Annotated in this window: 21 protein-coding genes, 3 tRNA genes and 1 pseudogene; 5 read left to right on the top strand and 20 right to left on the bottom strand. The window is 69.3% G+C overall.

Annotated features, from left to right (window positions below):
* Positions 1 to 198: 198 nt before the first annotated feature.
* From AB0O76_RS10220 to AB0O76_RS10250, 7 genes are all read right to left on the bottom strand, one after another.
* Positions 199 to 1,647, bottom strand: a complete 1,449-nt coding sequence (locus AB0O76_RS10220; RefSeq protein ID WP_365487412.1) for a DHA2 family efflux MFS transporter permease subunit — start codon at positions 1,645 to 1,647, stop codon at positions 199 to 201.
* 76 nt (positions 1,648 to 1,723) lie between these two features.
* Positions 1,724 to 2,281, bottom strand: a complete 558-nt coding sequence (locus tag AB0O76_RS10225; protein ID WP_365487415.1) for a TetR/AcrR family transcriptional regulator — start codon at positions 2,279 to 2,281, stop codon at positions 1,724 to 1,726.
* Positions 2,282 to 2,422: 141 nt separating this feature from the next.
* Positions 2,423 to 2,851, bottom strand: a complete 429-nt coding sequence (locus tag AB0O76_RS10230; protein WP_266863215.1) for a MaoC family dehydratase — start codon at positions 2,849 to 2,851, stop codon at positions 2,423 to 2,425.
* Between the two features lie 3 nt (positions 2,852 to 2,854).
* Positions 2,855 to 3,307 carry a MaoC family dehydratase N-terminal domain-containing protein gene (locus AB0O76_RS10235; RefSeq protein ID WP_365487419.1) on the bottom strand — a complete coding sequence of 151 codons (453 nt, stop codon included), beginning with the start codon at positions 3,305 to 3,307 and terminating at the stop codon, positions 2,855 to 2,857.
* An 84-nt stretch (positions 3,308 to 3,391) separates the two neighbouring features.
* Positions 3,392 to 3,556, bottom strand: a complete 165-nt coding sequence (rpmG, locus tag AB0O76_RS10240) for a 50S ribosomal protein L33 (protein ID WP_004571794.1) — start codon at positions 3,554 to 3,556, stop codon at positions 3,392 to 3,394.
* A 91-nt stretch (positions 3,557 to 3,647) separates the two neighbouring features.
* Positions 3,648 to 3,720, bottom strand: a tRNA-Met gene (locus AB0O76_RS10245).
* Positions 3,721 to 3,767: 47 nt separating this feature from the next.
* Positions 3,768 to 3,840 (bottom strand) — tRNA-Thr (locus AB0O76_RS10250).
* Positions 3,841 to 4,124: 284 nt separating this feature from the next.
* Here AB0O76_RS10250 and AB0O76_RS10255 point away from each other — a divergent pair.
* From AB0O76_RS10255 to AB0O76_RS10265, 3 genes are all read left to right on the top strand, one after another.
* Positions 4,125 to 5,420: an amidohydrolase family protein gene (locus AB0O76_RS10255; protein WP_365487423.1), complete on the top strand. Its 1,296-nt coding sequence runs from the start codon at positions 4,125 to 4,127 to the stop codon at positions 5,418 to 5,420.
* Between the two features lie 74 nt (positions 5,421 to 5,494).
* Positions 5,495 to 6,151 (top strand): SDR family oxidoreductase, encoded by a 657-nt coding sequence (locus tag AB0O76_RS10260; RefSeq protein ID WP_365487425.1) that lies wholly within the window; start codon positions 5,495 to 5,497, stop codon positions 6,149 to 6,151.
* Positions 6,152 to 6,187: 36 nt separating this feature from the next.
* On the top strand, positions 6,188 to 6,562 hold the full coding sequence (locus tag AB0O76_RS10265) for a nuclear transport factor 2 family protein (RefSeq protein WP_365487428.1): 375 nt from the start codon (positions 6,188 to 6,190) through the stop codon (positions 6,560 to 6,562).
* 71 nt (positions 6,563 to 6,633) lie between these two features.
* On the opposite strand, the gene AB0O76_RS10270 is transcribed toward AB0O76_RS10265, so the two are convergent.
* Together AB0O76_RS10270 and AB0O76_RS10275 are read right to left on the bottom strand one after the other, a co-directional pair.
* On the bottom strand, positions 6,634 to 6,846 hold the full coding sequence (locus AB0O76_RS10270; protein ID WP_365487431.1) for a hypothetical protein: 213 nt from the start codon (positions 6,844 to 6,846) through the stop codon (positions 6,634 to 6,636).
* A gap of 68 nt (positions 6,847 to 6,914) precedes the next feature.
* A tRNA-Tyr gene (locus AB0O76_RS10275) sits at positions 6,915 to 6,996 on the bottom strand.
* A 197-nt stretch (positions 6,997 to 7,193) separates the two neighbouring features.
* Between AB0O76_RS10275 and AB0O76_RS10280 the strand changes: the two genes are divergently transcribed.
* The gene (locus AB0O76_RS10280) at positions 7,194 to 7,682 is read left to right on the top strand and encodes a YajQ family cyclic di-GMP-binding protein (RefSeq protein WP_055564526.1); all 489 of its coding nucleotides are present in this window, start codon (positions 7,194 to 7,196) and stop codon (positions 7,680 to 7,682) included.
* A gap of 28 nt (positions 7,683 to 7,710) precedes the next feature.
* Here AB0O76_RS10280 and AB0O76_RS10285 read toward each other — a convergent pair.
* From AB0O76_RS10285 to AB0O76_RS10305, 5 genes and pseudogenes are all read right to left on the bottom strand, one after another.
* A pseudogene (locus AB0O76_RS10285) lies at positions 7,711 to 7,983 on the bottom strand (tyrosine-type recombinase/integrase); the annotation flags it as partial.
* Positions 7,984 to 8,678: 695 nt separating this feature from the next.
* Positions 8,679 to 8,864, bottom strand: a complete 186-nt coding sequence (locus AB0O76_RS10290; protein ID WP_365487435.1) for a hypothetical protein — start codon at positions 8,862 to 8,864, stop codon at positions 8,679 to 8,681.
* Positions 8,865 to 9,072: 208 nt separating this feature from the next.
* Entirely contained in the window at positions 9,073 to 9,360 is a 288-nt protein-coding gene (locus tag AB0O76_RS10295) for a hypothetical protein (RefSeq protein WP_365487437.1), read from the bottom strand.
* 709 nt (positions 9,361 to 10,069) lie between these two features.
* Complete coding sequence (locus AB0O76_RS10300) at positions 10,070 to 10,546, bottom strand: hypothetical protein (RefSeq protein ID WP_365487440.1); 477 nt, start codon at positions 10,544 to 10,546, stop codon at positions 10,070 to 10,072.
* 13 nt (positions 10,547 to 10,559) lie between these two features.
* On the bottom strand, positions 10,560 to 11,243 hold the full coding sequence (locus tag AB0O76_RS10305) for a DNA-binding protein (RefSeq protein WP_365487443.1): 684 nt from the start codon (positions 11,241 to 11,243) through the stop codon (positions 10,560 to 10,562).
* Between the two features lie 90 nt (positions 11,244 to 11,333).
* On the opposite strand from AB0O76_RS10305, the gene AB0O76_RS10310 reads away from it, so the two are divergent.
* Complete coding sequence (locus AB0O76_RS10310) at positions 11,334 to 11,492, top strand: DUF6228 family protein (RefSeq protein WP_365487446.1); 159 nt, start codon at positions 11,334 to 11,336, stop codon at positions 11,490 to 11,492.
* Between the two features lie 178 nt (positions 11,493 to 11,670).
* Here AB0O76_RS10310 and AB0O76_RS10315 read toward each other — a convergent pair whose 3' ends face one another.
* The 6 genes from AB0O76_RS10315 to AB0O76_RS10340 all read right to left on the bottom strand — a co-directional run bounded on the left by AB0O76_RS10315 (position 11,671) and on the right by AB0O76_RS10340 (position 17,175).
* Complete coding sequence (locus AB0O76_RS10315) at positions 11,671 to 11,937, bottom strand: GlsB/YeaQ/YmgE family stress response membrane protein (protein WP_266863265.1); 267 nt, start codon at positions 11,935 to 11,937, stop codon at positions 11,671 to 11,673.
* 90 nt (positions 11,938 to 12,027) lie between these two features.
* On the bottom strand, positions 12,028 to 12,558 hold the full coding sequence (locus AB0O76_RS10320) for an SMI1/KNR4 family protein (RefSeq protein ID WP_365487449.1): 531 nt from the start codon (positions 12,556 to 12,558) through the stop codon (positions 12,028 to 12,030).
* A 64-nt stretch (positions 12,559 to 12,622) separates the two neighbouring features.
* Positions 12,623 to 13,015 carry a YccF domain-containing protein gene (locus tag AB0O76_RS10325; protein WP_365487452.1) on the bottom strand — a complete coding sequence of 131 codons (393 nt, stop codon included), beginning with the start codon at positions 13,013 to 13,015 and terminating at the stop codon, positions 12,623 to 12,625.
* Positions 13,012 to 13,875, bottom strand: a complete 864-nt coding sequence (gene htpX / locus AB0O76_RS10330) for a zinc metalloprotease HtpX (RefSeq protein WP_365487455.1) — start codon at positions 13,873 to 13,875, stop codon at positions 13,012 to 13,014. Before htpX ends, AB0O76_RS10325 begins: the two co-directional genes overlap by 4 nt.
* Positions 13,876 to 14,050: 175 nt before the next feature.
* A complete protein-coding gene (locus tag AB0O76_RS10335) occupies positions 14,051 to 15,589 on the bottom strand; it encodes an NADH-quinone oxidoreductase subunit N (RefSeq protein WP_365487458.1) in 1,539 nt (512 codons plus the stop codon).
* Positions 15,586 to 17,175, bottom strand: coding sequence for an NADH-quinone oxidoreductase subunit M (locus AB0O76_RS10340; protein ID WP_365487460.1), 1,590 nt, complete (start codon positions 17,173 to 17,175; stop codon positions 15,586 to 15,588). The genes AB0O76_RS10335 and AB0O76_RS10340 overlap by 4 nt, the downstream gene beginning before the upstream one ends.
* Positions 17,176 to 17,179 lie beyond the last annotated feature (4 nt).

The raw sequence follows: 17,179 nt of genomic DNA on the forward strand, positions 1-17,179 counted from the left end.
CGGTCCGGGGCCCCGGGGGGCGGGGGGGCATGGGTGGTGTCCGTCCCGGTCTCCATGTCGGCGGGCGGGGCCCCCGCGCGGGGGCGGGCGCCACGGACCGTACGGGCCGAGGCAGGTCAGGGCAGGTCAGGGCCGGTCAGCGCCGGTTCGTACGGCTGCCGGTGCGCTCGGCCTTCCCTGCGGCGGTGCGCTCGGCCTTCACACGCCTGCCGGAGTGCGCTCGGCCACCGGCCCGCCGGAGACCGGAGCCGTGACGGCCGTCTCCTCGGCCGCGGTCCGCCGCGGCAGGAGCCACGCGGCCACCGCGCCGATGGCGACCACCCCGGCGCCCACCCAGAGCGAGGGGCCGAGCCCGTCCACGAAGTTCTGCGGGGACGCGTAGCCGCCCTGGGCGGAGAAGACCGAGGCGAGGGCCGCGATGCCGAGGGCGCCGCCGACCTCGCGCAGGGCGTTGTTGGCGCCGGACGCGATGCCCTGCTCGGACGGAGTGACGCTGGCCATCACCAGGCTCGCCGCCGGCGCGAAGTACAGCGCCATGCCGATGCCGCTGATGATCAGGGCGGGCAGCTGGGCGGCGTACGACACATCAGGGGCCACGACCGCCGCGAACCAGCCGAGGCCGATGGCCTGGAGGGCGAGGCCCACGGTGACGACCGGGCGGCCGCCGATCTTGTCCGAGAGGTAGCCCGCGATGGGCGCGATGAGCATCGGCATGCCGGTCCAGGGCAGCATCCGCAGGCCGGCCTCGGTGGGCGAGTAGCCGAGGACGGTCTGCAGGAACTGGCTGAGCAGGAAGATCGCGCCGAACATCCCGACGAACATCAGCAGGCTCGCCGCGTTGATCGCGGAGAAGGCGCGGCTGCGGAAGAGCCGCATCGGCAGCATCGGGTTCTTGCCGCGGATGCCGTGCCGGACGAACCCGGCGAGCAGCGCGAAGCCCACGATCAGGCCGGTGAGGACGGGCGCGCTGGTCCAGCCGTCGATGTTGCCGCGGATCAGCGCATAGACGATCCCGAAGAGGCCGCCGCTGGCCAGCACCGTCCCGATGAGGTCGAGTGGCGCCCCCGTGCCGTGCGACTCGGCCAGGCGGAACCGTGCGAGCGGCAGCAGGGCGAGGCCGAGCGGGACGTTCAGCCAGAAGATCCACTGCCAGGACACATGCTCGGTCAGGCTGCCGCCGATCAGCGGACCACTGGCGACCGCGAGGCCGTTGACGGCACCCCAAATGCCGTACGCCATACCGCGCTTGGCCGCGGGCACCGCCGCCGTCAGCAGGGTCAGCGTCAGCGGCATCATGATCGCGGCGCCGACTCCCTGCACCGCGCGGGCGGCGATCAGCGCCTCGATGCCGGGCGCGAGGGCAGCGGCCGCGGAGGCCCCGGTGAAGACGGCGATGCCCACGACGAAGAGCCTGCGGCGGCCGAAGCGGTCGCCCAGGGCGGCGCCGAACATGAGGAGCACGGCGAAGGTGAGGGTGTAGGCGCTCACCGTCCACTCGAGGTCGTGCAGCTCTCCCCCGAAGTCCTCGCGGATGGCGGGCAGGGCCGTGGTGACCACGAGGTTGTCGAGTGCCGCCATGAATCCGGCGACGCCGGTGATGACAAGGGCCCAGGCGACTCCCCCGCGCTGTGCCGTCTGCTGAGACATTGCTTCCCCCTGTGGTTAGTTATTGCTGACTAACTTGCGTGGGCGCAAAAACGCGCACCTACGTGGCACGAGTGACTCACCCCGTGGGCCGCACCGACTCGTAGAAGCCGGTCCACACCCGGTGATCGCGCTGGAATCCCATCGACACCAGGACATTGACCAACATCCCGTACGCGAGGAACTGCGTCGCCTCGCCGATGTCCGCCCCCATCGCGAGGCGAACCGTGTCGTACATCTCCATCCAGGCGGCCCGCACCGCCTGGCCGAACTCCCGATCGCCGGCCTCCTCGGCGGAGGCCACGGCGACGTACATCTGCATCTGCATGAGCAGCTTGTCCGGGTCGTCGGCGATGAGCGCCTGATAGGCCTGACCCATGGCATGCACCACCTCCTCCCCCTCCAGCCCTTCGGCCGCCTTCTGGAAGACCGCGGTGGTCTCCTGGCAGCAGCGCACGGACGCGGCGAGGAAGATGGCCTGCTTGCCCGGGAAGAGCCGGAAGAGATACGGCTGCGAGACACCCACCCGCTTGGCGATCACCTCGGTGGACGTGCCCTTGTAGCCGCCGCGGGCGAACTCGATCATTGCCGCGCGAATGACGCTCTCGCGTCGCTCCTCTGCACTCATCCTGACCATGGGACTAAGTTAGTGGTCAATCACTACTTACGTCAATAGCGAGCGGCGCACAGGAGGCTGCGTACAGGTAAGGGGCACCCGCAATGGGCGGGTGCCCCTTACTCTCAGTCACTTCACTGCCGTACGGAGCCGCCGTACGGATCAGGCGAGCTGGACCACGGCGCGGGACATCCCGAGCACCTTCTGGCCCGCGCTCATCGCCACCAGGTCGACCCGCACGCGGTTGTCGTCCAGCTTCTGCGCGACCTTGCCGCTGACCTCGATCAACGCGCCCTTGTCGTCGTTCGGGACCACGACGGGCTTGGTGAAGCGCACGCCGTACTCGACGACGGCGGCCGGGTCGCCCGCCCAGTCCGTCACGACGCGGATCGCCTCGGCCATGGTGAACATGCCGTGCGCGATGACGTCGGGCAGACCGACCTCGACCGCGAACTTCTCGTTCCAGTGGATCGGGTTGAAGTCACCGGAGGCGCCCGCGTACCGCACGAGCGTGGCGCGCGTCACGGGGAAGCTCTGGGCCGGCAGCTCGGTGCCGACCTCGACGCCCTCGTACGAAATCTTCGCCGTCATCGCTCAGGCCCCCTCTGCCGCACGCGCGACGAGCTTGGTCCACGCGGTCACGACGTGCTCGCCGGCCTCGTCGTGGACCTCACCGCGGATGTCCAGGATGTCGTTGCCCGCCATGGACTTGATGGCCTCGATGGTCGAGGTGACCGCGAGCCGGTCCCCCGCACGCACCGGCCGGGTGTACGCGAACTTCTGGTCGAAGTGCACGACGCGGCTGTAGTCGAGCCCCAGCTGCGGGTCCTCGATGACCTGGCCCGCGGCCTTGAAAGTGATCGCAAACACAAAAGTCGGCGGGGCGATCACATCGGAGTGACCGAAAGCCTTGGCCGCTTCCGCGTCGGTGTACGCGGGATTCGCGTCGCCCACCGCCTCGGCGAACTCACGGATCTTCTCCCGGCCGACCTCATAGGGGTCGGTGGGCGGGTAGGACCGCCCCACGAAGGACTGGTCGAGCGCCATGGACTCGGCACCTCCTGCAGGTTGGGGTAAACGACACGAGGCCGCCCCCAGCAATCGGGGACGGCCTCGTGTACGAGCCTGTGTTTAGCGCGTTTCGCGGTGCGCAGTGTGCGCGTTGCAGCGCGGGCAGTGCTTCTTCATCTCAAGACGGTCCGGGTCATTACGCCGGTTCTTCTTGGTGATGTAGTTCCGCTCCTTGCACTCCACGCAGGCCAGCGTGATCTTCGGGCGGACGTCTGTGGCAGCCACGTGAGTGCTCCTTGACGGACGGATGGACGGATGAACGCATAAAAGAGTAGCCGATCGGAGGACCGACCCCACAATCGGCTACTACTACTAGTAGCGGTGACCGGACTTGAACCGGTGACACAGCGATTATGAGCCGCTTGCTCTACCGACTGAGCTACACCGCTGCGATGCCGGATCCCCTCGCCCGAAGGCGAGGATCAACCAACATCAGAGCCCCAATGCGGAATCGAACCGCAGACCTTCTCCTTACCATGGAGACGCTCTACCGACTGAGCTATTGGGGCGAGCGATGAAGACATTACACGGTTGGTCGCCGATCGCCCAAATCCGTTTCGCCGGGGCTGTCCAGGGGCATCGAGAAGCCCGCCTCAGCCGCCTCACCACGTCACATCAGCGCCTCTCGGCGCACCCCTGAAACGCCTCGCACCACACCGGTACGACTATTGCGCTCCTCCTCGAAGAGGGCCGGTCGTCGCCCTAGGCTCGACTCACGCTGCGTGATCTTGGATGCCTGATCGGGTACGCCGTGCCGCCGGGACCGCAGCCGCCCCCGAACCTCAGGAGCGCGATGCCCGACAGCCAGCCGCAGCCCCACTCCTCCGGCTCGTCCGGTTCCGGCTCCTCCGGTGACGACGCCTCCGACACCACCGCGCTGCTGCTCTGCGGCGCCCGGCTGACCGACGGCCGGACCGTGGACGTACGGCTCGGCTCAGGGCGCATCGAGGCGGTCGGCACGGCGGGCAGCCTCACCGCGCACGCCGCGCGGGTGGACCTCGGCGGCTATCTCCTGCTCCCGGCGGCCGCCGAGCCGCACGCGCACAGCGACACCGCGCTGTCGGCGGACGCGGAAGGACCGGTCTCGTACGACCTCCCGGACGTCCAGCGGCGGGCCACCGAAGCGGCTCTGCTGCAGCTCGGGCACGGCGCGACGGCGCTGCGCTCGCACGTGCGGATCGGCGACGTGCAGGGGCTCACGTCGATGGAGGCAGTGCTCCAGGCCCGGCGTTCGCTGCGCGGGCTCGTCGATCTGACGGCTGTGGCCGTGCCGCGGCTGCTGACCGGGGTGGCCGGTGCCGACGGTCTCGCGATGCTGCGGGACGCGGTGAAAATGGGCGCCTCCGTAGTGGGCGGTTGCCCCGATCTGGACCCCGATCCGACGGGGTACGTGGAGGCGGTGCTCGAAGTCGCGGCGGAGCACGGCTGCCCCGTCGACCTGCACACGGACGGCAGCGATCCGGCGCGCCTCGGGCGGCTCGCCGCGATGGCGGGCGGGCTGCGGCCCGGGGTGACGATCGGCCCGTGCGGCGGGCTCGGCCGACTGCCGTCGGACGTGGCCGCGCGGACCGCCGATCAGCTGGCGGCGGCCGGGGTGACCGTGGTCTGCCTGCCGCAGGGCGGCTGCGGGAGCGTGGACCGGCGCGGCGCGGTCGCCCCGGTGCGGCTGCTGCGGGCCGCCGGGGCGCGGGTGGCCGCCGGCAGCGGGGCCATGCGGGACGTGTCGAACCCGGTGGGGCGCGGCGACCCGATGGAAGCCGCCTACCTGCTCGCGTCGCGCTGCGGGCTGCGTTCCGAGGACGCGTACGGCGCGGTGAGCGGGGCCGCCCGGTCGGCCATGGGGTTCCCCGAGGTCCGCGTGGAGGCGGGCTTCCCCGCCGAGCTCCTCGCGGTGCGGGGCGATCGCCTCTCGGGCGCGCTGTCGCTCGCGTACAGCCGCATCGTGGTGCACCGGGGGCGCGTGGTGGCGCGGACGAGCGCGGTGCGGGAGTACTGCGATTCGGCTGCCGCCGTGGCCCTCGATCTGCCGCGGCAGGGGCGGGCGAAGACGGCGGGTCCTGGGCAGACGAAGGGCGACGAACCGTCCTGAGGGCGCGCGTCCGTTCGATGCGTGCTCCCGCGCGCGCGGGGCGATCATGCGGGCGCTGCCGTACGGTCGGAGACATGCGCATTGTCATCGCTGGAGGTCATGGTCAGATCGCGCTGCGGCTCGAGCGGTTGCTCGCCGCACGGGGTGACGAGGCGGTCGGGATCGTCCGCAAGGCCGGGCAGGACGCCGACCTGCGGGCCGCGGGTGCCGAAGCGGTCCTGTGCGACCTGGAGTCGGCATCCGTCGACGAGGTCGCGGGGCACCTGGAAGGCGCCGACGCCGCCGTGTTCGCGGCGGGCGCCGGGCCGGGCAGCGGGGCCGACCGCAAGAACACCGTGGACCGGGACGCGGCCGTGCTCTTCGCGAACGCGGCGGAGCGCGCCGGAGTGCGGCGCTACGTAGTGGTGTCGTCCATGGGCGCGGACCCCGCGCACCAGGGCGACGACATCTTCGATGCCTATCTCCGCGCCAAGGGCGAGGCCGACGCCTACGTACGCGGGCGTTCGGCCCTGGACTGGACGATTCTGCGCCCCGGCATGCTGACGGACGACGCGGGCACGGGCCTGGTCCGTCTGGAGGCGTCGACCGGACGCGGGCCCATCCCGCGTGACGATGTGGCCGCGGTGCTCGCCGAGCTCGTCGACTCGTCAGCGACGGCGGGGCTGACACTGGAGCTGATCAGCGGTTCCACGCCGGTGTCCGTGGCGGTCAAGTCCGTTGCGGGGAACTGAAGTCCGGAACTGAAGTCCGCTTTCCGGGGGGACCCTTTGACCGCTGAGGTGCCGGCCGCGCAGGAAGCCCTGCTGCGGCAGATGTACGCCGTCTTCAGTACGGATGAGCGCGACGCGTTCATCCCGCGCTCGCTGGCGCCCGACGTGGACTGGCCGAAACTCCTGGACGACACACGTGCCCATGGCATCGCGGAGGTCCGGGCCTACTGGGCACGGCAGTTCGCGGTGATGCACCCGCTGGTGCACCTGGAACGGCTGCGGCTCGACGACGACGGACGCCGGGTCGTGGCGACCGTGCGGCCCGGACTGCGGGACGAGACGGGCGACCACTGGGCGCCGCAGACGGTCGAGCACGTCTACAGCTTCCGCGCCGACGGTCTGGTGAGCCGGATGGACGTACGACAGCCATGAATCGGGCGGCCTGATCGGCGGCCCTGACCACGACGGCGGCTCTGGACGCCCTGTGCGGCCGCGTGAGCGCCTCAGAACAGCGGGAGCTGCCCGGGGAACTCCGGCACCGCGTAGCCGTCCAGAGCAGGCTGTGCGGCTCCGAGCTGAGCCTGTCTGCGGGAGCCGGGGCAGGAGATCAGCTCGCCGCTACCGCGCGGGCCCGGCGGGTCGTGGCGGGCGAACCGGCCTGCGACGACAGCGATTTCGCGGCGGCACTCGGGGCAGTTCCTACGGCGGGGCGACATGGCCCCAGCGTACGAAAAGACCCCCTCCGTCCTGCGTTTCCGCAAGATCGGAGAGGGTCTCCTTCGTGTGGCGGCGCCAGGATTCGAACCTGGGAAGGCTGAGCCGGCAGATTTACAGTCTGCTCCCTTTGGCCGCTCGGGCACACCGCCATGTTTGCTGCCCCTGTTCCGCTTGCGCGGCGCTCCGTGGCAACGACGTAAACCATACCTGATGGGTAGGGGTGCTTCGCCACCCGATTGATCAGCGCCCGGGCCGGGGGCGGTGGCTAGGCTTTGCGGGTGCGGCCAGGGACCGACGGCCGTGCACCAGCTGAGTACGCAGACCCCGATACAAGGAGCCACAGGACATGGCCGACTCCAGTTTCGACATCGTCTCGAAGGTCGAGCGGCAGGAGGTCGACAACGCCCTCAACCAGGCCGCCAAGGAGATCTCGCAGCGCTACGACTTCAAGGGCACGGGCGCCTCGATCGCCTGGTCCGGCGAGAAGATCCTGATGGAGGCGAACGGCGAGGAGCGGGTCAAGGCGATCCTCGACATCTTCCAGTCCAAGCTGATCAAGCGTGGCATCTCGCTGAAGTCGCTGGACGCGGGCGAGCCGCAGCTGTCCGGCAAGGAGTACAAGATCTTCGCCTCGATCGAGGAGGGCATCTCCCAGGAGAACGCCAAGAAGGTCGCCAAGATCATCCGCGATGAGGGCCCCAAGGGCGTCAAGGCGCAGGTCCAGGGCGACGAGCTGCGGGTCAGCTCGAAGAGCCGGGACGACCTGCAGGCCGTGCAGGCGCTGCTCAAGGGGCAGGACTTCGACTTCGCGGTGCAGTTCGTGAACTACCGGTGATCAACCGGCCTGACCTGCACGGACGTCACTAGGCAGACCTAGCAGGGCACAACGGGGGCACATCGCCGAGGACTGACTCGACGGCGGCCCTCGTTGTGTCCTCCTCATCGGGCCAAAGGTGCGTGTACGTATCGAGCTCATCGGGCCAAAGGTGCATGTACGTATCGAGCGTGATCGACGGCTTGGCGTGGCCTAGCCGCTTCTGCACCGTCTTGACACTCTCCCGGTGCTTGATCAAGAGCGACGCGTAGAAGTGGCGTAGGTCGTGGAGGCCGGCACCGTCCGGCACCTCGACGCGGGACGATTCGCCGCCCTGCGGCCTGCCGCTGTGGACCCATGCCGTGTGCGCCTTGTCGTACGCCGCGGCGAGCGCCTTGTTCGCCTTCTGCCGGGCACCCCGCCGTCGTGACGCCCCGCCCTTCCCAGACGCGCCCCGGCACGGCACCCAACCGCCCCGGGGCGCTGCTGTGTCTGGGGGATGCTTGTAAGCACTTGTTTTGGGACCAGGAGGGCGCGGTCAGATGGCGGGTTCGTCATACGGGTGGGTCCTCCCCTTCGTGCGGTGCCCACTGGAACACCCCGGGTGGAGCCAAATCAACTTGGGTGCGGCTCCTTTAAAGGGACGGGAGTAGCTGCCCCCACCAGCTGTTTCACAACTGGGAGTTGATCCTTCCGTAGCCGGTGGAAGCTCCCTTCCCGACCTGCAGGGACCTCGACCAAGATCGTCGTCAGGACCGCATCACTGACCAGCGGCAACCAGCCGATCAAGGAGCGTGACTCCAGTGATCGAACTGGCAAAGCCCCAGCTCAGCCAGTCCCTTCAAAGGAGCCGCACCCAGCTCGGTTTCGAAGTGGACACAGCGGGGGGGTGACGGGTTCTAGCGACCAACTACCCGTGCTACACGGGTAGTTGCTGTGTACCCAATGGGGGAACGGGGAGGGTGCCGAGGTGGATGTTCGGATTGCTGTGCGTGGCGCAGACGAGGGGGCGGAGAGTCAGGGAGACGAGGAGAGCGGCACAATCAACGACGCCGACCGGGGCCGCTTTTTGCGGGCCCCGGCCGCGTGCTGGTGAGCGCGCACCATGGTGAAGTCCGCCGACACGGCCCAGGTCAGGTCCTCATCGGCGTCGGCCATCAGCGCGGCGAAGACCCGCTCCCAGGTGCCGTCGACGGCCCACATTCGCAGCGGGTTATAGCGCCCCGCCAGATTGCCGTACCTCTCAGGCAGATGGCCCCACTACGTTCCAGTCTGGAACTTGAGGCGATCACCTCGATCACCTGGCGGTGATCTCGTCAGCAACCACCTCGCTTCGGCCTCCAGTCCGGGAGTAACGGCTCGATTCGCGCCCATTTTCTCCCTATCGGCCGCCTATGCGACGGTCGCGCGCCTAGAAGGCGCCGTTGTTGCAGCCCATGCTCGAACCGAGGTGGGTGTCCTGTGCGCCCGGGTTGCCCTCGCCGTTGAGCGCATTGCCCAGCACGCCGTTGAGGATGCCGACCTGACCGAGGACGTCGACGTTCAGGTCGTGCGACTTGCAGTTGGAGCTCTGGTGGACCTTGTGGCCACCCTTGCCGTGGCCGTCGCCACCCCCGCCCGCGTGGGCAGTACCGGCACTCAGAAGTCCGACGCTGCTGAGGGCAGCGACCAGGACGGCAGCCTTGCGAAGTTTGTGCATGTCATCTCCGATGGAGTGAGGTGAACGCGATCTGTGACAGATCGACTTCGTACAGTTAAGGGAGATTAGTATGAAAATGACCTTAAAACGCCCTGCGACGCGCCGGATCTCGTAATCTTGTTGCGGGCGCATCCTGAAGCCGCATCGCATACGGGCGGGCCCTTGGCGGACCATCCCCGAAGGGTGCGGCTCCTTTGAAGGGACTGGCTGAGCTGGGGCTTTGCCAGTTCGATCACTGGAGTCACGCTCCTTGATCGGCTGGTTGCCGCTGGTCAGTGATGCGGTCCTGACGACGATCTTGGTCGAGGTCCCTGCAGGTCGGGAAGGGAGCTTCCACCGGCTACGGAAGGATCAACTCCCAGTTGTGAAACAGCTGGTGGGGGCAGCTACTCCCGTCCCACCTCGGGTCTACTCGCGCCACCGGAACGGGCCCACCGTCCGGCACAGAGGACGCGGGGGACGCTTCCGCCCCGCCTCCCCTCTGCCCTAGTCAATAAGGAAGGAAGGGGCGTAGAGAGGAAGCCCGGAGCAGCGTCCTCCACGTCCCCACCGTCCCCAGGGCGAGCAACCCGCCGCTGTACTACGACCGGTCGCGCCTTGCACGCGCGCGCAAGGCTCACACGTGCCGGGCATCCGGTTACGCCGCCTCCCGCGCGTAGGTGGCTTCACGGCTCGCGACCGGTCGCTGCCCTCTCCGCGCGCGTGAGCGTCAGTCTCGCGTTGCTCCCTCGGGCCAGAGCACACGGACCGGCACGCCCTTGCGCTCGGCGTAGGCGACGACATCCGCCGTGCCGCCGTACCCGCGGGCAGGTTGTCCGTCCCACACCGCGAGCAGTGCATCGGCGTGGTCGACGAGCAGTTCGCTCCCGGCCATGTGGGCTTGCGAGCCAGAGCCGTCAAGGCCCGTGCGGTGCACAGCCGATGCCTGGCGCAGCAGCGCGTCGTACGTGGGATGGTGCCAGTCGGGGAGATCCGCGCGGTACTGCTCGGCGGGAATCACGACCTCGACCCGGCCGCCGTGGTCGAGTACGGCCTGCGCGAACCAGCCGTCGGGCCCGTCCGCGATGCAGCTCACGCCGACCAGTTCGGCGGAGTCGTACGTCTTGACCTCCTCGACCAGGGCGCGGCGCACCTGCTGCTCTACCTCGGTGGACAGCCCACGGTGACCGGTGATCCCGACTCTCATGTCTTCCTCTCGCCTACAGGTAAGCGTCATGCAGCCGCGTATCGAATTCGCGGACGATGGCCGGCGGGGTCGCCGAGGAGTAGTTGCGCCGGAACGTGCGGGCCCGCTCGACGACCCGGCCGGACCGCAACCGCAGCCCCACATCGAGCGAGCAAGCGGCGAGTGCGAACGCGGTGTCGAGGCGCCCCGACGCCATGTGTCCGCTCGCCACGTCGAGGCCGAGCAAGGCGCGTTGCTTCTCATGGCCCGAGGAGAGCGCGGCGGTGGCGTCATCAAGTGAGGTGAGCACCCACCGGGGGCGCGCGAGCCGCGCGCCGCAGGTGACCCGGGCGGCTGCGACCTTGCGCATGTCGAATGCGAACACCCATGGCCATGGTGGGGGTTCCTCACCCGGGATCTGCTCGGCCTCGGCCGCACTGGCGAGCAGCGCCCGCTCGGTGGCCCGCTCGTCGCCCGCCGTGGCGTGCGCAACCGCCTCAAGGGAGGACAGCCACGCCGCCGCGATGGCGGGCCGCTCGCTGCCGAGCTGCTGCCGCGCCCCGCGAATCAGGGTCAGTCCCTGCGCAACGTTGTCCGCCTCGACCTCGAACTGCGCGAGGCTGCCCTGCTGGTACGCGATCAGCAGCGGGTCGCCCGAGCGCCGCGCCGCCTTGATCGCGGAGCCGAACCAGCGTCGGCCATATCCCAGCTCAACCACCCTGCAAGGCTGGCCACTTCGCTCCCCACGGCCGCAAGGCGAGCGCGTGCCGCCTGGTCAGGTGCCGAACGCGACCTGACGCTCTCAGCCGTGCACGGCCCCGGTGGCTACGTCCATCTGACATGGGGGTTGCACGACCGGCCGCCTTCGGACGAATGGCACTTCGAGACCACCACCGTGCACGCAGCGGGCGAGGACATGCGCAACCTCGCCGCGGAGATCCGTGCCTTCCTTGCGAGCTGCCCGTGACGCGCCTGGATCTGCGCTCTGCCCGAGGGCACAGCGAGGGCACACGCCCCTAGAAGATCACGGAAAACCGCGACAACTACCGAAAGTAGTTTTCGCGTTCGTTGTACGACCGCGGAGGGCGGGCACCCGGGCCGGGTGCCCGCCCTTGCTGCTGGCCGCAGATCGGGGGAACGGCGTCTCAGCGGCGTGAGTGGCCGAAGAGGATGCGGTAGCCGACTAGCAGGACGAGGGAGCCGCCGATGGCCGCCGCCCAGGTGGCGCCGTCGTAGAAGTGGTTGGTGATCGGGCGGTCGAGGTAGCGGGCGGAGATCCAGCCGCCGATGAAGGCGCCCGCTATGCCGATGACGGTCGTGCCGATGAAGCCGCCCGGGTCGCGGCCGGGGAGCAGCAGTTTGGCGGCGGCGCCGGCCAGCAGCCCCAGAACGATCCAGCTGATGATGCCCATGCAGTGACCCGGCCTTTCTCGCGCGGTGAGCTTTTGTGCGCTGTTGTCCTGGAGGACGTCACTGCGGAGTGGCGCGGTTGCGGTGATCGATTAGGTGCGGTGTACGACACAGGGGGGAAGGTCCAGGTCGTCGTTGTCCTCCTCGTACCAGCCGGTGCCGTCCAGCCAGGTGGTCAGCCAGTCGGCGAGGCTCGGGGAGTCGAGGAACCAGACGTGGTCCGGGTCGCCGCCGTTCGGCTCGAAGAGCAGGACCTGGGCGGACTCGCCGCGGCAGTCCACGCACGCGTACATCCCGCAGCCCCAGTGGGATATCGGAAGGACGCCCTCGGGCCAGCCCCAGTCGGAGCCGCGCATCCCGGCGTACTTCTCGACGGCGGAGGGCTCGCCTCCGGACGAATTGCCGTCGAGCAGGGGCAACAGGCCGTACTCCGGGCCGAATCCGCCGTCGCCTATCCGCGTGTAGAGGGCGGCGAGCAGCGGCGGTACGGGGAAACCGAGGGCGGCCTCCGCCCCGGCCAGGGTGCTCGCGCTCGCGGGAGCGGGCAGGGTGTCCCAGCCCCAGGGCCGGGTGATCCGGGCCTCGGCGGCGACGCGGTCCAGCAACTCCTCGATGTCCGTCATGCGTTCATGGTGGACCACGGCACTGACAATCGAGCTCCGCGTGGCCGCCGGGCGGCAGACCGCTCTAGCGCGAGGCGAACGGCTGGTCCGTGCGCACGATTTCGCGGCCCAGCGGCATCAACGACACCGGGATGAGCTTGAAGTTGGCGACGCCGAGCGGGATACCGATGATCGTGACGCAGAGCAGGAAGCCCGTGACGATGTGGCCGATCGCGAGCCACCAGCCCGCCAGGATCAGCCACAGGACGTTGCCGATGCAGGACGGCGCGCCCGCGTCGCGGCGCTCAACTGTCGTGTAGCCGAAGGGCCACAGGGCATAGCGGCCGATCCGGAAGCTGGCGAGGCCGAACGGGATGCCGATGATCGTGATGCACAGGAGCAACCCCGCCACCAGATAACCGAGGAACATCCAGAACCCGCACAGGACGAGCCAAATGATGTTGAGGATTGTCTTCACTGCTGGCGACCTGCCATCTGCTCGAGCCGGGCGATGCGCTCCGCCATCGGCGGATGCGTGGAGAACATCTTGGACATGCCCTGCCCCGGACGGAAAGGGTTCGCAATCATCATGTGACTTGCCGTCTCAAGGCGTGGCTCAGGAGGCAGCGGGAGCTGCTTCGTGCCCGCGTCGAGCTTACGCAGGGCGCTCGCGAGTGCCAGCGGGTCGCCGGTGAGTTGCGCCCCGGACGCGTCGGCCTCGTACTCCCTGGAGCGGCTGATCGCGAGCTGGATGACAGAGGCGGCGAGCGGTCCGAGGAGCATGATCAGGAGCATGCCGAAGATTCCGGGGCCGTCGTTGTCGTTCGAGCGGCCGATGGGGATCAGCCAGGCGAAGTTGACCAGGAACATGATCACCGAGGCGAGCGCGCCCGCGACCGAGGAGATCAGGATGTCCCGGTTGTAGACGTGGCTGAGCTCATGGCCGATGACGCCCCGCAGCTCGCGCTCGTCCAGGAGCCGCAGGATTCCTTCGGTGCAGCAGACCGCGGCATTGCGCGGATTGCGGCCCGTCGCGAAGGCGTTGGGGGCCTCGGTCGGTGAGATGTAGAGGCGGGGCATGGGCTGGCGGGCCTGGGTGGAGAGCTCGCGGACCATGCGGTACAGCTCGGGGGCCTCGAATTCGCTCACCGGGCGCGCACGCATGGCGCGCAGGGCGAGCTTGTCGCTGTTCCAGTACGCGTAGGCGTTGGTGCCGAGCGCCACGAAGAGCGCGACGATCAGGCCCGTACGTCCGAAGAAACTGCCGATGACGAGGATGAGTGCGGACAGTCCCCCGAGGAGTACGGCGGTCTTCAGCCCGTTGTGCCGGCGGTGCACGGTACGCCCTCCTGGTGGTGCGTGGGGGAACCCTCTGCCTACTGGTGCTTCCACTCTTCAGTGGACCCTCCCGTACTGGTCAACGCCAGGCGGGGAGCACTAGTTCCCTTGTGCGCGCAGGAGCGGTGTGGGCCGCTCGGGTGAGGCCCCGAGCGGCCTTGTGGGAAGGGCGCCGTCAGAAGAGGCCGGTGTCCGCGAACCTCAGGACGAGTTGTGGCGCTCCGGAGAGGGCGACGCCGAGGACCGCGGTCAGGGCGATGGCCGCCGTCAGCGGGGCGGGCACGCGGTGCTGCACCGGCTCGCCCTCGGGGGCGCGGAAGAGGAGCGCGGTCCACTGGAGGTAGTAGAAGAGCGCGATCACCACGTTCACGGCCATCACCACGGCGAGCCAGCCGAGGCCCGCGTCGACCGCCGCCGAGAAGACGGTGACCTTCGCGAAGAGGCCGATGATGCCCGGCGGCAGGCCCGCGAGGCAGAGCAGGAAGAAGCCGAGCACCAGAGCGGACAGGGGGCTCTTGGCGTACAGGCCCCGGTAGTCGCTGACGCGGTTCAGGCGCTGCGTGCGGCCGACGAGCGCGGCCACGGCGAAGGCTCCGAGGTTCACGGCCGCGTACATCAGGGCGTACGCGACGGTGGAGCCGATGGCCTTCTCCGCCTCCGCCGGGTTGTCCGCGTATCCGGCCGCGGCGATCGGCACCAGGAGGTAGCCGGCCTGGCCGACCGAGGACCAGGCGAGCAGGCGGACCGCGCTGTACGCGCGCGTGGCCTGCTGCCGCAGTGCCGCCACGTTGCCCGCGGTCATGGTGAGGGCGGCGAGCACGGCGAGCGCCGGGCCCCACACGTCCGCGTACGAGGGGAAGGCGACGACGGTGACGAGGATCAGGCCGGTGAAGCCGACCGCCTTGCCGACCACGGAGAGGTAGGCCGCCACCGGCAAGGGGGCGCCTACGTAGGTGTCGGGTACCCAGAAGTGGAAGGGCACGGCCGCCACCTTGAAGGCGAAGCCGACGAGGGTGAGGGCGACGCCGGTCTGGGCGAGCGTGTCCAGCTGCCCGTCCACGTTGCGGAGTTCGGTGGCGATCTCGGTGAGGTGCAGGGTGCCGGTCGCCGCGTACACGAAGCTGACGCCCATCAGCGTCACGGCGGTCGCGGCGACCGAGGAGAGGAAGAACTTCAGGGCCGCTTCGGAGGACCGCTTGTCGCCGTACTTGAGGCCGACGAGCGCGAAGGCGGGCAGCGAGGCGACCTCCAGGGCGACGACGAGGGTCGCGAGGTCGCGGGAGGCCGGCAGCAGCGCGGCGCCCGCGGCCGAGGACAGCAGCAGGAACCAGAACTCCCCTTCGGGGAGTTCCTTGTTGGTGCCGTTCGCGTCCTTCAGAGCGCTCATCGACAGGAGGGCGGCCAGTAGCGCGCCGCCCAGGACGAGGAGCTGGATGACGAGCGTGAAGCGGTCGGCGGTGTAGCTGCAGGCGTCCGCGCCGCCGGTCAGGCAGAAGGTCGACCGGTCGTCGTTCAGGATCGGCAGCAGGGAGAGCGCGGCGGCGGCAAGACCCGCCACGGAGATCCAGCCGAGCAGCGCCTTCTTGTTGTCGCCCACGAAGAGGTCGGCGACGAGCACGAGGAGACCGACGACCGCCGCGATGGTGGGCGGGGCGATCGCGAGCCAGTCGACGGACTGGACGACGCTGGCGGCGCTTTCGGCGGCCACGGTCACGACTTGCCTCCTGCGAGGAGCTGCTGCACGGCCGGGTCGGTGAGGCCGAGCAGCGCGGCGGGCCAGAGTCCGGCGAGGACGGTGAGGGCGACGAGCGGGGTCCAGGCGGCGAACTCATAGCCCTGGACGTCGGCGAGCGCCGGGGATTCTGTCGCGGCGGCGCCGTGCGGCAGCGGGCCCATGCAGACACGGCGTACGACGATGAGCATGTACGCGGCGGTGAGCAGGGTGCCGAAGGCGGCGATCGCCATGAACGTGAGGAAGGCGGGGCGGCTGAGGTCGTCAGCGGGCTTGAACGCGCCGAACAGGGCGAGCATCTCGCCCCAGAATCCGGCCAGGCCCGGCAGTCCGAGCGAGGCGACCGCGCCGAAGGCGAGCAGGCCGCCGAGGCGGGGTGCCTTGCCGTAGAGCGCGGCGCCCGACTCCTGCGCGAGGGTGTCGAGGTCGCTGGTGCCGGTGCGGTCCTTCAGCGCGCCGACGAGGAAGAACAGCAGGCCGGTGATGAGGCCGTGCGCGATGTTGGCGAACAGCGCGCCGTTCACGCCGGTCGGGCTCATCGTCGAGATGCCGAGGAGCACGAAGCCCATGTGTCCCACGGACGAGTAGGCGATGAGGCGCTTGAGGTCGCCCTTCGCGCCCTGCTTGGCGAGGGCGAGGCAGGCGAGCGATCCGTAGATGATCCCGACGACCGCGAAGGCCGCGAGGTACGGCGCGAAGGTGCTCATCCCGTCGGGCGTGATGGGCAGCAGGATGCGGACGAACCCGTACGTGCCCATCTTCAGCAGCACACCGGCCAGCAGCACCGAGCCGACGGTGGGCGCGGCGGTGTGCGCGTCCGGCAGCCAGCTGTGCAGCGGCCACATCGGCGTCTTGACCGCGAGCCCGATCCCGATCGCCAGAACTGCGATGACCTGCACGGATGTTGTCAGGCCACGGCCGTTGTCAGTGGCGAGTGCCACCATGTCGAATGTGCCGGAATTCAGGCCGATGAGGAGGAGACCGAGCAGCATCACGACGGAGCCGAGCAGCGTGAAGAGGATGAACTTCCAAGCGGCTTGGACCCGTTGCTCACCGCCCCAGCGGGCGATGAGGAAGTACATCGGGATGAGCACCATCTCGAACGCCAGGAAGAACAGCAGCAGATCGAGGACGGCGAAGGTCGCGAGGGTGCCGGACTCGAGCACGAGGATCAGTGCCACAAATGCCTTGGGGGACGGCCCAGTCGGCATTTTGAAGTAGGAGTACAGCGCGCAGAGGAAGGTCAGCAGCGCGGTCAGGACCAGGAGGGGGAGCGAGATGCCGTCGATGCCGAGGTGGATGCGCACGTCGAGTGCGGGGATCCAGCTGATATCGGTCGTGGCCTGCATCTTCGACGGGTGGTCGTGGTCGAAGCCGAGCGCGAGGACGATCGCGGCGATGAGGACCGCGCCGGTCACGGTCACGCCGTGGCGGAGCACGGCCTGGTCGGGCGACTTCCCCTTCAGTCCGGGCGGGGCCGGCAGGAGGGCGGCGACGGCGCCGATGAGCGGGCCGACGATGATCAATGCGAGGAGGAACTGCATCACGGATTCGCTGATATCGATCACGGCT

Origin of the sequence: Streptomyces sp. NPDC086554 (assembly GCF_040686095.1) — a bacterium.
Lineage (GTDB): Bacteria > Actinomycetota > Actinomycetes > Streptomycetales > Streptomycetaceae > Streptomyces.

Coding starts and splice junctions, on each gene's coding strand:
- AB0O76_RS10220 (WP_365487412.1), bottom strand. CDS start 1,647: ATGTCTCAGCAGACGGCACAGCGCGGGGGAGTCGCCTGGGCCCTTGTC.
- AB0O76_RS10225 (WP_365487415.1), bottom strand. CDS start 2,281: ATGGTCAGGATGAGTGCAGAGGAGCGACGCGAGAGCGTCATTCGCGCG.
- AB0O76_RS10230 (WP_266863215.1), bottom strand. CDS start 2,851: ATGACGGCGAAGATTTCGTACGAGGGCGTCGAGGTCGGCACCGAGCTG.
- AB0O76_RS10235 (WP_365487419.1), bottom strand. CDS start 3,307: ATGGCGCTCGACCAGTCCTTCGTGGGGCGGTCCTACCCGCCCACCGAC.
- AB0O76_RS10255 (WP_365487423.1), top strand. CDS start 4,125: ATGCCCGACAGCCAGCCGCAGCCCCACTCCTCCGGCTCGTCCGGTTCC.
- AB0O76_RS10260 (WP_365487425.1), top strand. CDS start 5,495: ATGCGCATTGTCATCGCTGGAGGTCATGGTCAGATCGCGCTGCGGCTC.
- AB0O76_RS10270 (WP_365487431.1), bottom strand. CDS start 6,846: ATGTCGCCCCGCCGTAGGAACTGCCCCGAGTGCCGCCGCGAAATCGCT.
- AB0O76_RS10280 (WP_055564526.1), top strand. CDS start 7,194: ATGGCCGACTCCAGTTTCGACATCGTCTCGAAGGTCGAGCGGCAGGAG.
- AB0O76_RS10290 (WP_365487435.1), bottom strand. CDS start 8,864: ATGTGGGCCGTCGACGGCACCTGGGAGCGGGTCTTCGCCGCGCTGATG.
- AB0O76_RS10295 (WP_365487437.1), bottom strand. CDS start 9,360: ATGCACAAACTTCGCAAGGCTGCCGTCCTGGTCGCTGCCCTCAGCAGC.
- AB0O76_RS10300 (WP_365487440.1), bottom strand. CDS start 10,546: ATGAGAGTCGGGATCACCGGTCACCGTGGGCTGTCCACCGAGGTAGAG.
- AB0O76_RS10315 (WP_266863265.1), bottom strand. CDS start 11,937: ATGGGCATCATCAGCTGGATCGTTCTGGGGCTGCTGGCCGGCGCCGCC.
- AB0O76_RS10320 (WP_365487449.1), bottom strand. CDS start 12,558: ATGACGGACATCGAGGAGTTGCTGGACCGCGTCGCCGCCGAGGCCCGG.